We start from the raw sequence: 12,907 nt of genomic DNA, 5'->3' as shown, positions 1-12,907 counted from the left end.
TCATGAGTGATTTGGCCGCCGAGGCCGTCGATGGACGGCCCAGCGCCGGCGCCGCCCTGGCGCAGGATCTGAGCGAGGCCGCCGAGCGGCGCGCCCGCAGCCGCAACGTCAAGGCCCTGGGTCATCTGCTGCCCTTCCTGGCCATGCACAAGCTCGATGCGGCCATGGCCGGGGTCTTCCTGTTGACCGCCACGGCCGCGACCCTGGGGCTCTCCGGCGCCGTGCGCCTGCTGGTGGACCAGCTCACCGCCCCCAACCTCAGCGCCGAGGCGGTGGATCCCTGGTTCTGGCTGCTGGGCGGCGTGGCCGTCGCCTTAGCCCTATCCTCGGCCCTGCGTTATTTCTTCGTCACCAAGCTGGGCGAGCGGATCACAGCGGACCTGCGCAAGGCCGCCTACGCCCATATCCTGACCCTGGATCCCACCTTCTTCCTGACCACGCGGACGGGGGAAGTGCTATCGCGGCTGACCACCGACATCCAGATCGTAGAGAGCCTGCTTTCCACCTCCATCTCGGTGGCCCTGCGCAACCTGCTGACCCTGATCGGCGCCCTGATCCTGCTGGTGGTGGTGAGCCCGGGCCTGACCGGCCTGGTGGTGCTGACCTTCCCGGTGGTGATCCTGCCGCTGTTCCTGTTCGGCCGCCGGGTGCGCAAACTCACCACCTCGACCCAGGACAAGTTCGCCGCCGCCGTGGGCCATGCGGGGGAGACCCTCGACGCCCTGGAGACCGTCCAGGCCTTCGGCCGCGAGGCGGCCGGCGCTCACCGTTTCGGCGAGGCCGTGGAGGCCTCGTTCAGGACCTCCCTGCGTCGCATGACGGCGCGGGCGGTGATGACCGCCCTGGTCATCGCCACCGTGTTCGGCGGCGTGGTCGGCATCTTCTGGCTGGGGGTCCATGCGGGCCTGCGCGGCGACATGAGCTGGGGGACCCTGTTCCAGTTCGCCTTCCTCTCCGTGCTCGCCGCCGGCGCGGTGGGCGCGCTCGGCGAGACCTGGGGCGACGTCCAGAAGGCGGCCGGCGCCATGGAGCGGGTTTCCGAACTGCTGGCCGCCCGGCCCAGCATCGCCGCCCCGGCCAACCCCAGGCCTTTGCCGTCGCCGGCGCGCGGCGAGATCGTGTTCGAGAACGTCGACTTCGCCTATCCCGCGCGTCCCGACCTGCCCGCCCTCGTAGGCTTCGACCTGAAGGTCGCCCCCGGCGAGCGGGTGGCCCTGGTGGGCCCGTCTGGGGCAGGCAAGAGCACGGTCTTCCGCCTGCTGCTGCGATTCTACGATCCCCAGTCGGGGACGATTCGCCTGGACGGGGTGGATATCCGCGACGCCGACCCGAGCGAGGTCCGCGCCCGCATGGCCCTGGTGGCTCAGGACTCCCCGATGTTCTCCGGCTCGGCCATCGAGAACATCCGTTTCGGCCGCGAGACCGCCGGTGACGGCGAGATCCGCCAGGCCGCTCGTGCGGCCCAGGCCGAGACCTTCCTCGACGCCCTGCCGCAGGGCTTCGACACCCCGCTGGGAGATCGGGCCAAGAGCCTGTCCGGCGGCCAGAAGCAACGCCTGGCCATCGCCCGGGCGTTGATCCGCGAGACCCCGATCCTGCTGCTGGACGAAGCCACCAGCGCGCTGGACGCCGAGAACGAGCGGCTGGTCCAGAAGGCGCTGGAGGAGGCCATGGTCGGCCACACCACCCTGGTCATCGCCCACCGGCTGGCCACCGTGCTCAAGGCCGACCGGATCGTGGTGATGGAGGCCGGTCGGGTGGTGGATCAGGGCACTCATGCCGAGCTCTCGGCGCGCGGCGGTCTCTATGCGCGGCTGGCGGCCCTGCAGTTCGGCGACGCGGCCGCCTAAGCCCGCGCGGCGACAGCGATGGCCGGGAAGTCGCTGAACAGTCCGTCGACCCCGGCGGCGTAGAGCGCGCGGCAGAGCGCCTCCGCGTCGCCATGCTCGGCCAACGAAGCTCCCCGCCTCAGCCTGGCCGGCAGATAGCGGTTTTCCGCTCGCACGGTCCAGGGATGGACGGCCAGGCCGAGCGCATGGGCCTGTTCCACCAGGAGCGTCGGCGGGCCAAGCGCGCCGTCCACGGTCGGCAGGACCAGAGACCAGTCAGGCCCGACCCCGTCGGCATAGGCGGCTATGGCCTTCAGGCCCTCGGCGGAGACCATCTCGCGCTGGTCCCCGCCGACCAGCTGCACGCGGCGGGCCTTGGACAGCTTGGCGAAGGTCTTCAGCGGTTCGGCCTCGAAGCACTGCACGAAGACCGGCGCGGTGCGGCTGTCCAGGCCGTTGGCCTTCAGCGCGTCGGCTAGCCGCGCCTCGATCGGCAGGCCCTGGCTGGCCAGGAAGGCCGGGTGCTTCATCTCCGGATAGAGGCCGATGGTGCGCTTCACGCGACGGCTCTCGGCCTTGGCCAGGTCGATCACCTCCTGGAAGGTCGGGATCGCCTCGCGGCCGTCATGGCTGGTCCCCCGCAGCTCCGGCAGGCGCTCGCGGGTCCGTAGGGTCTTCAGCTCGGCCAGGGTGAAGTCCTCGGCGAACCATCCGTCCAGGCGTTCGCCGTCGATGATCTTGGCGGTCCGGCGCGCGGCGAACTCCGGGCGCGCGGCGACGTCTGTGGTTCCGCCGATCTCGTTCTCGTGGCGCACCACCAGCACGCCGTCCCTGGTCAGCACCAGGTCGGGCTCGATGAAGTCGCAACCCTGGGCGATGGCCAGGCGGTAGGCCATGGGCGTGTGCTCGGGCCGCTCGCCGCTGGCCCCGCGGTGGGCGATGACGATGGGGCGGGGCTTGGCGAGCGCCGGGGTGGCGGCGGCGAGGGCGGCGGCGGCGAGGGCGCGTCGAGTCAGGGACATGACCCCATCTAGCCCCGTCCTGCGACGCTTTCGTCAAGCTTCCCGTTAGCCGAGCGGTAACCGCGATCATGCGCTACCTTCGGTCCGTCTCGCCGCTTCCGGATGGCCGCCATCACCAGTCCCCTTAAGCCTGTGGCGCCCGCGCTCCAGCCCTTGCTGCGCAAGGCGCTCGACGCCGTCCGCGCCGGGCGCCGCGACGAGGCGGCCAAGGCGGCGCTCCAGGCCCTGGACGTCGACGAGACCAGCGCCGCGGCCTGGCACATCCTGGGCGTCTGCCGCGAGAAATCGGGCGACTTCACCGGCGCCCTGCAGGCCTATGAGGCGGCCCTGGGCTTCTCGCCCGACGAGCCGGAACTGGCCAGCGACCTGGCGCGGCTGGCGCTGAAGATGGGCATGGCCCCCGTCGCCGAGGGCCTGCTGCGAAGCTATCTGGCCCGGCGGCCCGGCTCGGTCGACGCGCTCAACAATCTGGGCGTCGCCCAGCGCGACCAGATGAAGTTCGCCGCGGCCATCGAGACCCTGCGCGGCGCCATCCAGGCCAATCCGGACAGCGCCATGCTGTGGAACACCCTGGCCTCGGTCCTGACCCTGCAGGGCCAAACCGAGCAGGCTCTGGTCTTCTACGGCGAGGCCCTGCGGCTGGAGCCGGGCTTCGCCGGCGCGCTCTACAACCGCGCCATGGCGCGGTTGGCCGCGGGGGTGGTGGAAGGCGTCATCGCCGACTTCGACGCCGCCATCGCCGCGGTCCCCGCCGAGGAGGCCGGCGCCATGCGGGTGGCCCGCGCCTGGGCCCTGCTGGCGCTCGGCGATCTCGCCGAGGGTTGGGCCGCCTATGCCGCGCGTCATGATCCCGTCTATGAGGACGCCGTCCACTTCGCCATCGAGGCGCCGGCCTGGCGCGACGATCTCGACCTGGCCGGAAAGACCCTGCTGATGGTCGGCGAGCAGGGGGTCGGCGACGAGATCCTGTTCGCCCAGACCCTGCCCGATCTGATCGGCGAACTCGGTCCCGACGGGCGCTTGATCCTGGCCGTCGAGCCGCGGCTGGTCCCACTGTTCGCCCGCTCGTTTCCCCAGGCCGAGGTCGGCGGCCACGCCAGCTTCAAGGTCGATCATCACAGCGCCCGCGCCGTCCCGTTCCTGAAAGATCGCCAGGGTGAGATCGACGCCTGGGCGACCATGGGCCAGCCCCTGGCGCGGCTTCGCCGGACGGCCGAGGCGTTCGGCGCCGGCGGCTTCCTGAAGGCCGATCTGGCGCGGGTGGAGCATTGGCGCGGGGTGCTCGCCCAGGCGGGCCCCGGCCGCAAGGTCGGCGTGCTCTGGCGGAGCCTGGTGATGGACGCCGAACGGCTGCGCTATTTCGCGCCCTTCGAGGCCTGGGCCCCGGTGCTGGCCACGCCCGGCGTCACCTTCGTCAACCTGCAGTACGGCGTGGGCGCGGTCTCCGGCCTCTGGACGCCGCCGGGCCTCGACCTGAAGGACGACCTGGACGACGTCGCCGCCCTCTGCGGCGCGCTGGACCTGGTGATCGGGCCGTCCAATGTCACCACCAACCTGGCCGGGGCGACGGGGGCGGCGCTCTGGCTGATCACCCCGCGATGCGCCTGGACCCAGCTCGGGACGGACGCCTATCCTTGGTATCCCCAGGCCCGGGTGTTCAACCCGCCGCAACTCGACCAGTGGCCCCAGGCCATGGCCGAGATCGCCGCGGCGCTCGCTGACTGGGCGCAGACCTAGTTGCTCCCCTCCTGGGGGAGCTGTCAGCGAAGCTGACTGAGGGGGACTTTGAATCCATCCGCCGTGGGTGAAGCCCCCTCCGTCTCGTCGCGAAGAGGCGACGATCCACCTCCCCCAAATCGCGCTCCGCGCTGGGGGAGGAACTAGGAAGGTCTTAAGCCGCGGCCCTCAGGCGTTCGATCATCAGCGGCTGCAGGTCGAGATTAGCCCCGCAGATGCTGCCGGCCTCGAAGATGTCGTCGCCGCCGTCGGCGGAGGTGACCTTGCCGCCCGCCTCGGTGATCAGCAGCATGCCCGCGGCCATGTCCCAGGGCTTCAGGTCGCGTTCCCAGAAGCCGTCCAGCCGGCCGGCCGCGACATAGGCCAGGTCGAGCGCCGCGGCGCCGAACCGGCGCACGCCCGCCACCCGCTGGCTGATCTGGTGCAGCTCCTTGAGGAACTTGGCGTGCTGGCCGTGGCCCAGCCAGGGGATGCCCGTGCCCAGGACGCTATCGTCCAGGCGCGTGCGCTGGGCCACCCGCAGGCGCTTGTCGTTGACGAAGCAGCCCTTGCCCTTTTCGGCCCAGAACAGCTCGTTGGTCACCGGGTTGTAGGTGACCGCCGCCACGATCGCGCCATCGCGCTGCAGGGCGATGTTGATGGCGAAATGCGGGATGGCGTGCAGGAAGTTGGTGGTGCCGTCTAACGGGTCGACGATCCAGGTGTGGGTCTTGTCGGTGCCTTCGATCAGGCCCCGCTCCTCGCCCAGGAAGCCGTAGCCGGGACGGGCGTGCTGCAGCACCTCGAAGATGGTCTGCTCGGCCTTCAGGTCGGCGGCGGAGACGAAGTCGGCCGGCGCCTTCTTGGCCACCTGCAGCTCGGACAGCTCGCCGAAGTCGCGATTGAGACCCCGCGCGGCCTTGCGGGCGGCGTCGGTCATGACCTTCAGGAGGGCGGTTTGCGTGGACACGGCTTAAGTTCCGATCAGTCGGCGCGGCGGACGTATTCGCCGGTCTCGGTGGAGACCAGAACGCGCTCGCCGGCTTCCATATAGGGCGGGATGAGGATCCGCATGCCGTTGTCGGCCTTGGCGGGCTTGTAGGATGAGGACGCCGTCTGGTTCTTCACCACGGCGTCGGCCTCGACGATGGTCAGGACCACGTGGTCGGGCAAGGCGATGCTGATGGGGCGCTCCTCGAAGGTCTGCAGCTTCACGGCCATGCCGTCCTGCAGGAAGCGCACCTGGTCCTCGCCGACGAAGTCCTTGGAGAGTTCAGTCTGCTCGTAATTGGCCTGGTCCATGAAGACCAGGGTGTCGCCCTGCTCGTAGAGGAAGGTGCAGTCCTTCTGGTCCAGATGCACCTGTTCGACGGTGTCGGAGGTGCGCCAGCGTTCGTTCAGCTTGCGGCCGTCGAGGATGTTCTTCAGTTCCACCTGGGCGAAGGCGCCGCCCTTGCCGGGCTTCACATGGACGGCCTTCACCGCCACCCACAGAGCGCCCTCGTGCTGCAGGATATAGCCGGGCTTGATCAGGTTGGCGGAGATCTTGGACATGGGGTCGCTTTGCGCGCGCACACGGGAAATTCGGGCGCGGAACCTAGTTGGACGGGGGACTTAAAGCAAGGCGAGCGCCCTAGCCGCGCTGGGCGAGCCCTTCGGCGATGGCGGCGTTGAGCGCCTTCACGGCGACCTCCGGACCCTGCGGGTGCGCCCAGATCCCGGCGGAGACCGCCAGGAAGTCGGCGCCGGCGGCGGCCAGGGGCGCGGCGTTGTCGGCGGTGATGCCGCCGATGGCCACGCAGGGGGTCTCCACATGCGACTGCCAGCCGGTGAGGATTTCCGGATCGGCGCGGGTGGGCGCGTCCTTTGTGCTGGTCGGGTAGAAGGCCCCGAAGGCCACATAGTCGGCGCCGGCCTCCGCCGCCTCCATGGCCAGGTGCAGGCTGTCGTGGCAGGTTACCCCGATCATGGCGTCGGCGCCCATGATGCGGCGGGCTTCGGCATAGGGCGTGTCCGACTGGCCTACATGGACGCCGTCGCAGCCCAGCCGGGCGGCGAGGTCGGGCCGGTCGTTGAGGATCACCGCGGCGCCGCGCGCATGGGCGATCGGCATCAGCACGTCCACGGCCGCGGCGATGATCTCGTCGGGCTGGTCCTTCAGGCGGATCTGCAGGGCGGCCACATCGCCGGCGTCCATGGCGTGCGCCAGGCTCCGGCCGAAGACGGCCAGGTCGTCGATGCGCGGCGGGGTGATGATGTAGAGGCGGCAGTCGGCGGTCATGAGCGCGGTTCTAACCGCCTCCGCCTCAGCGCAACAGCGCCTTCAGCAGGTAGGCGACGGCCATCACGCTGAGCGATCCCGCCACCGCCAAGCCCACGAACCAGGAGAGCCGCTTCCAGATCGGCGGCAGGGGATCGCCCGGTTCGGGCGGCGGCTCAATGATAGCCCGCATCGGGCGTGACCTTGCCGCGGAACAGCCAATAGACCCAGATCGTGTAGCCCAGGATCACCGGCAGCAAGATCGCCACCCCGCCCAGCATGAGGGCGAGCGCATTGTCCTGGTTGGCCGCCTGCCGGAAGGTCATGTCGTAGGGCACGATATTGGGGAAGAACCCGGCGGCGAGGCCCGCATAGCCCGACAGGAAGACCACGGTCGCCCCCACATGCGGCCAGCCGTGCGACTTGCGGCGAAGACCCACGGCGACGACGGCGAGGCCGGCCAGGCCCAGCAGCGGAATAGGCAGGTGCGGCAGGAAGGCGGCCGGGTCTATGGCGCCGCCCGCCAAGCCCCAACGCTCGGCGATCCGGGGATGGACGAAGAGGGTGGCGAGGCTGACCGCCGCCAGCAGGCCGGCGACGGCGGCCGCGGCGAGCCCCGCCCAGCGGCGCGCGTCGGCGTGAAGCTCGGTCTCGGTGCGCCAGACCAGCCAGGTGGCGCCCAGCAGGGCGTAACCGGCGACCAGGCCCGCGGCCACCAGCACGGTGTAGGGGGTGAGCCAGTCGAAGGGCCCTCCGGCGAATTGCGCGCCCTTGAGCGTCACGCCCTGGATGAAGCCGCCCAGGATGAAGCCTTGGGCGACGGCGGCGGTGAGCGAACCGCCGGCGAAGGCCGCGGTCCAGAACGCCTTGCCGCGCCGACGCCCGCGGATGCGGAACTCGAAGGCCACCCCGCGCAGGATCAGCGCCAGCAACATCAGGATGACCGGCAGGTAGAGGGCCGGCAGGATGGCGGAATAGGCGAGCGGGAAGGCCGCGAACAGGCCGCCGCCGCCCAGCACCAGCCAGGTCTCATTGCCGTCCCAGACCGGGGCGATGGAATCCATCATCACGTCGCGGTCCTTCGGTGTGCGCGCGAAGGGGAAGAGGATGCCGACGCCCAGATCGAAGCCGTCCAGCAACACGTAGAGCAGCACGGCCGTGGCGATGATCCCGGCCCAGATCAGCGGCAGGTCCAGACCGTTCATGGCGCGCCTCCCTGGCCCGGGTCGAGCGGCGCGGCGGCCATGGCCGAACCCGGCGCGCGCAGGCCCTCGGGCAGCGCCTCCTCCGATCCGACCGCCGGACCCTCGGCGATCATGCGCAGGATGTAGAGCACCCCGACCGAGAAGATGACCGCATAGACAATGAGGAAGCCCAGCAAGGAGGCCGAGACCTGGCCCGCGCCCACCGGCGACACGGCGTCGGCGGTGCGCAGGACACCGTAGATCACCCAGGGCTGGCGGCCCACCTCGGCGACGATCCAGCCGGAGATGACGGCGACGAAGCCGGCCGGCCCCATGGCGATGCAGGCGCGCAGGAACCACACCGAGCGCTCGGGCCCGCCGCGCCAGCACAGCCACGCGCCCCAGACGCCCAGGCCGATCATCGCCAGGCCCAGGCCCACCATCACCCGGAAGGACCAGAACACCAGACCGACCGGCGGACGGTCCTGCGGCGCGAAGGCCTTCAGGCCCTTGACCTCGGCGTCGAAGCTGCCGGCCGTGATCAGGCTGCCGACCCGGGGAATGGACAGCTCCCAGAGGTTGGCCTCGAGCTTGCGATCGGGCCAGGCGACGACGTGGAAAGCCTGCTCGGGCTTGGTTTCCCAGAACGCCTCGATGGCCGCCAGCTTGGCCGGCTGCAGCCGCAGAACGTCCTTGCCCGAGAGGTCGCCGGCCACGAGCTGCAGCGGGGCCACGATGGCGAACATGCCGATGGCCATGCGCAGGGCCATGCCGGATTCAGGCTCGTCGGGCCGCCTGAGCAGCCGCCAGGCCGAGGCTGCGCCCACCACCAGGGCGGTGGTCAGATAGGCCGCCAGCGACATGTGCATCAGCCGCTCGGGGAAGCTGGGCGAGAAGATCACCTTCATCCAGTCCACTGCGATCAGCCCGCCCTCGGCCGTGCGGGCGAAGCCGGTCGGGTGCTGCATCCAGCTGTTGGCCGAGATGATCCAGAAGGCCGAGATCAGCGTGCCGACCGCCACCAGCACGGTGGCCGTGAAGTGCAGGCCGGGTCCGACCTTCTTCCAGCCGAACAGCATGATCCCCAGGAAGCTCGCCTCCAGGAAGAAGGCGGTCAGCACCTCGAAGGCCAGGAGCGGTCCGATCACCGGCGCGGCCACGGCCGAGAACACGCTCCAGTTGGCGCCGAGCTCGTAGCTCATCACCACGCCGGTGACGACGCCCATGCCGAAGGAGATCGCGAAGATCTTCAGCCAGAACAGGTAGAGGGTCTTGAATACCTCGTTGCGGCTGGTCAGCCACAAGCCCTCCAGCACCGCCAGGTAACTGGCCAGCCCGATCGTGAAGCTGGGAAAGATGATGTGGAACGCAATGGTGAAGGCGAACTGAAGCCGCGACAGCAACAGGGCGTCGACGTCCATGGTCCGAACCTTGGCTGGCGCCGGCGATCTTCGTTGATCGCCAGCGGGGGCGCACTCTCACGCCGTAAAACGCGTTACGCCAAGCTTGGCCGCAGCGACAAACCGACGCAGGCGATCGGGCGCCAGGCGCGGTTGTTGCAAATGAGTTGCAACGGCGTTCGCATTTGGTACACTTGGGCCGTCGTCGGAGAGAACCTGCTTTGTACGTCTGCAACTGCAACGGCATCCGTGAGCGCGAAGTCCGCGCCGCCATCGAGTCCGGCGCCCGCCACCCGGCTCAGGTGTTCCGCGCCTGCGGCTCGAAGCCCCGATGCGCCCGCTGCGTCTGCGACATGCGCGAGATGATCGCCGAGCAGGACGAAGCCCTGCGCTTCGCCGCCGAATAGGCCCCGCGCCGGCGCAGGCGCCGGCCGCGATCCGATGGTATAGACAGCCTCGCGCCATCACCGACGAGGGTCTCCCCATGCCCAGCCGCCTCGAGGACGAATTCGCCGCCATCGCCGACTACTGGTCGCCGCGGGTGGTGGCCGCCGCCAACGGCCAGTACGTGAAACTCGCCAAGGCCAAGGGCGAGTTCGTCTGGCACGCCCATGCCGACGAGGACGAGTTCTTCATGGTCCATCGCGGGACGCTGACGATCCGCTATCGTGATCGCGCGGACGCGGTGCTGGGCCCGGGCGACTTCCACGTGGTGCCGAAGGGCGTCGAGCACGCGCCGATGGCGCTGGAGGAGGCCTGGATCATGCTGATCGAGCCTGCCGGGACCGCCCACACCGGCGACGTCGACAGCCCAATGACCAAGTCCATCGCCAGCCAGACGCGCCACCTCGCCTGATCTCCGCGTGCTTTGCGGGCTTGCGAACGAAACGCGGAATCACTTGCAAACATAGGCTTTGACAGCGGTTCCGCAGCGGAAGAGGTTGCGCCTCGAGACGGGATTCGAGGAGGTTCACATGCAAGGCGACAAGGCGATCATCCGGCGGCTGAACGCCGTGCTCACCAATGAGCTGACCTCGGTGAACCAGTACTTCCTGCATGCGCGGATGTACGAGAACTGGGGCTTCGCGAAGCTCGCCAAGATCACTTATGACGAGTCGATCGGCGAGATGAAGCACGCCGACAAGCTGATCAAGCGCATCCTGTTCCTCGATGGCCTGCCCAACCTGCAGGACCTGCACAAGCTGAAGATCGGCGAGACCGTGCCCGAATGCATGGCGTCCGACCTGGCGGTGGAGGTCGGCGGCCGCGCCGATCAGATCGCGGGCATCAAGGAGTGCGAGGCGGCGGCCGACTTCGTCTCCCGCCAGATCCTGCGCGAGATCCTCACCGATACCGAGGAGCACATCGACTTCCTGGAGACCCAGCTGTCCCTGGTCCGCTCGCTGGGCGAGCAGAACTACCTGCAAAGCGCGCTCGGCGAACTCGAAGGCGGCGGCGGACACTAGCGGCGGCGCGAACCGCTATCGGCGGCCGCGGAAATAGCGCTAGGCTCGCCCCGACATCAGTGGGGGAGCGGGATGGCGCAGGACGCAGTGGCGGAAGGACGGGTCGGCGACGTTCGGACCAAGAACCATCGGCTGATCATCGGCGCCGCCTCGGCCGGCACGGTCTTCGAGTGGTACGACTTCTACCTCTATGGCTCCCTGGCCGGGTTCATCACCCAGCACTTCTTCTCGGGGGTCAACGAAACCACCGGCTACATCTTCGCCTTGCTGGCCTTCGCCGCCGGCTTCGCGGTGCGTCCGTTCGGGGCCCTGGTGTTCGGCCGCCTGGGCGACCTCTGGGGCCGCAAGAACACCTTTCTTGTCACCATGCTGCTGATGGGGCTCTCGACCTTCGCGGTCGGCCTGCTGCCAGGCTACGACCAGATCGGGGTGGCCGCGCCGATCGCGCTGATCCTGATGCGCCTGCTGCAGGGCCTAGCGCTCGGCGGCGAGTACGGCGGGGCGGCGACCTATGTGGCCGAGCACGCGCCGCCGGGTAAGCGCGGCCTCTATACGAGCTGGATCCAGACCACCGCGACTCTGGGCCTCTTCCTCAGCCTGATCGTCATCCTGCTGGTCCGCACGATGCTGGGCGAGGAGGTGTTCAAGGCCTGGGCCTGGCGCATCCCGTTCCTGGTCTCCTCGGTGCTGCTGGGCGTCTCCCTGTGGATTCGTTTAAGGTTAAACGAAAGCCCGGTCTTCCAGAAGATGGTCGATGAGGGCACGACCTCGAAGAAGCCGCTCACCGAGGCCTTCGGGGAGTGGAAGAACCTGAAGATCGTGATCCTGGCCCTGGCCGGCCTCACCGCCGGCCAGGCGGTGGTCTGGTACACCGGCCAGTTCTACGCCCTGTTCTTCCTGGAGAAGACCCTGAAGGTCGACGGGGCGCTGACCAACACCCTGATCGCCGTGGCCTTGCTGCTGGGGACGCCGTTCTTCGTGGTGTTCGGCTGGCTGTCGGACAAGATCGGCCGCAAGCCGATCATCCTGGCCGGCTGCCTGCTGGCGGCCGTGACCTATTTCCCGATCTTCAACGCGCTCACGGTGGCGGCCAATCCGGTTCTGGCGGTGGCCTCGGCCAGCGCCCCGGTGACGGTGATCGCCGACCCCGCCGACTGCTCGTTCCAGTTCGACCCGGTCGGCAAGACCGCCTTCACCTCGTCCTGCGACGTGGCCAAGTCGGCCCTGGCCACCGCAGGGGTGACCTATGAGAACCAGGTCGCCCCCGCCGGCGCCACGGCGGTCATCAGGATCGGCGGCGCCGAGGTCCGCAGCTTCGACGGCCGGCCGCTCGCGAAACTCGAGTTCGCCGCCGCCAAGGCCGACTGGACCAAGATGTTGACCGCGGCGCTCGGCGAGGCCGGCTATCCCGCCAAGGCCGACCCCGAGAAGGTCAACAAGCCCGCCGTGGTGGGTCTGCTGTTCGTGCTGATGCTCTATGTGACCATGGTCTACGGCCCGGTCGCCGCGGCCCTGGTGGAGATGTTCCCGGCGCGGATCCGCTACACCTCCATGTCGCTGCCCTACCATATCGGCAACGGATGGTTCGGCGGCTTCCTGCCCACCACCGCCTTCGCCATGGTGGCGGCCACGGGCAACATCTATTTCGGGCTCTGGTATCCGGTGGTCATCGCGCTCGCGACCGCCGTCATCGGCTTCCTGTTCGTCAGGGAGATGCGCGGGGCCAATGTCGACGACTAGGGGCGCCCGCCGCCATTGGGCTTGGTCACATCATAGGGCTCGTCATAGCCCTTACGCGAGGAATAGAAGGCCAGCCACATCAGGCCCCCGGCCAGCGCGCCCACCACAAGCAGGCCGCCCAACACATAGAGCATGACCGGCCCGAGACTCGACCAGCCGCCGCCGATGCTCGACCCGGCATAGAAGGTCCAGCCGCCGAACGCGGCCACGCCGGCCAGGCCGGCGAGGGCGAGCAGGATCGGAACGAAACGCGTCATACCGTAGCAAATCGGTGAGACGCGGGGAGGTTC

At 69.2% G+C, this 12,907-nt stretch carries 14 protein-coding genes; 6 read left to right on the top strand and 8 right to left on the bottom strand.

The genetic code is table 11. The features are described from left to right. The first annotated feature begins 2 nt into the window (after positions 1-2). Entirely contained in the window at positions 3-1,850 is a 1,848-nt protein-coding gene (locus tag V6M51_RS04485; RefSeq protein ID WP_332764993.1) for an ABC transporter transmembrane domain-containing protein, read from the top strand. Here the strand turns inward: V6M51_RS04485 and V6M51_RS04480 are convergent. Beyond that, positions 1,847-2,851 carry a glycerophosphodiester phosphodiesterase gene (locus tag V6M51_RS04480; protein WP_332764991.1) on the bottom strand — a complete coding sequence of 335 codons (1,005 nt, stop codon included), beginning with the start codon at positions 2,849-2,851 and terminating at the stop codon, positions 1,847-1,849. The genes V6M51_RS04485 and V6M51_RS04480 overlap by 4 nt on opposite strands. 132 nt (positions 2,852-2,983) lie before the next feature. On the opposite strand from V6M51_RS04480, the gene V6M51_RS04475 reads away from it, so the two are divergent. Beyond that, positions 2,984-4,588 carry a tetratricopeptide repeat protein gene (locus tag V6M51_RS04475; RefSeq protein WP_332764989.1) on the top strand — a complete coding sequence of 535 codons (1,605 nt, stop codon included), beginning with the start codon at positions 2,984-2,986 and terminating at the stop codon, positions 4,586-4,588. A gap of 154 nt (positions 4,589-4,742) precedes the next feature. Here V6M51_RS04475 and V6M51_RS04470 read toward each other — a convergent pair whose 3' ends face one another. From V6M51_RS04470 to V6M51_RS04445, 6 genes are all read right to left on the bottom strand, one after another. Then, the gene (locus V6M51_RS04470) at positions 4,743-5,537 is read right to left on the bottom strand and encodes an inositol monophosphatase family protein (protein ID WP_332764987.1); all 795 of its coding nucleotides are present in this window, start codon (positions 5,535-5,537) and stop codon (positions 4,743-4,745) included. A gap of 14 nt (positions 5,538-5,551) precedes the next feature. Beyond that, positions 5,552-6,121 (bottom strand): elongation factor P, encoded by a 570-nt coding sequence (efp, locus tag V6M51_RS04465; RefSeq protein ID WP_332764985.1) that lies wholly within the window; start codon positions 6,119-6,121, stop codon positions 5,552-5,554. Between the two features lie 79 nt (positions 6,122-6,200). Further along, positions 6,201-6,848, bottom strand: coding sequence for a thiamine phosphate synthase (gene thiE, locus V6M51_RS04460; protein ID WP_332764983.1), 648 nt, complete (start codon positions 6,846-6,848; stop codon positions 6,201-6,203). A gap of 25 nt (positions 6,849-6,873) precedes the next feature. Further along, entirely contained in the window at positions 6,874-7,020 is a 147-nt protein-coding gene (locus V6M51_RS04455) for a hypothetical protein (protein WP_332764981.1), read from the bottom strand. Beyond that, positions 7,004-8,032: a cytochrome d ubiquinol oxidase subunit II gene (gene cydB, locus V6M51_RS04450; RefSeq protein WP_332764979.1), complete on the bottom strand. Its 1,029-nt coding sequence runs from the start codon at positions 8,030-8,032 to the stop codon at positions 7,004-7,006. The genes V6M51_RS04455 and cydB overlap by 17 nt, the downstream gene beginning before the upstream one ends. After that, positions 8,029-9,432 (bottom strand): cytochrome ubiquinol oxidase subunit I, encoded by a 1,404-nt coding sequence (locus V6M51_RS04445; protein WP_332764977.1) that lies wholly within the window; start codon positions 9,430-9,432, stop codon positions 8,029-8,031. Before V6M51_RS04445 ends, cydB begins: the two co-directional genes overlap by 4 nt. A 200-nt stretch (positions 9,433-9,632) precedes the next feature. On the opposite strand from V6M51_RS04445, the gene V6M51_RS04440 reads away from it, so the two are divergent. From V6M51_RS04440 to V6M51_RS04425, 4 genes are all read left to right on the top strand, one after another. Next, positions 9,633-9,818 (top strand): (2Fe-2S)-binding protein, encoded by a 186-nt coding sequence (locus V6M51_RS04440; protein ID WP_332764975.1) that lies wholly within the window; start codon positions 9,633-9,635, stop codon positions 9,816-9,818. A 77-nt stretch (positions 9,819-9,895) separates the two neighbouring features. After that, the gene (locus tag V6M51_RS04435; RefSeq protein WP_332764973.1) at positions 9,896-10,267 is read left to right on the top strand and encodes a cupin domain-containing protein; all 372 of its coding nucleotides are present in this window, start codon (positions 9,896-9,898) and stop codon (positions 10,265-10,267) included. A gap of 118 nt (positions 10,268-10,385) precedes the next feature. Next, positions 10,386-10,877: a bacterioferritin gene (gene bfr / locus V6M51_RS04430; RefSeq protein WP_332764972.1), complete on the top strand. Its 492-nt coding sequence runs from the start codon at positions 10,386-10,388 to the stop codon at positions 10,875-10,877. A gap of 72 nt (positions 10,878-10,949) precedes the next feature. After that, entirely contained in the window at positions 10,950-12,617 is a 1,668-nt protein-coding gene (locus tag V6M51_RS04425) for an MFS transporter (protein ID WP_332764970.1), read from the top strand. Here V6M51_RS04425 and V6M51_RS04420 read toward each other — a convergent pair. After that, positions 12,614-12,874, bottom strand: coding sequence for a hypothetical protein (locus V6M51_RS04420; protein ID WP_332764969.1), 261 nt, complete (start codon positions 12,872-12,874; stop codon positions 12,614-12,616). The genes V6M51_RS04425 and V6M51_RS04420 overlap by 4 nt on opposite strands. Positions 12,875-12,907: the final 33 nt, after the last annotated feature.

It is taken from the genome of Phenylobacterium sp. (genome assembly GCF_036677185.1).
Lineage (GTDB): Bacteria > Pseudomonadota > Alphaproteobacteria > Caulobacterales > Caulobacteraceae > Phenylobacterium.
The sequence above is the reverse complement of the archived record's forward strand: the minus strand, read 5'-3'. Positions and strand labels throughout refer to the sequence as shown.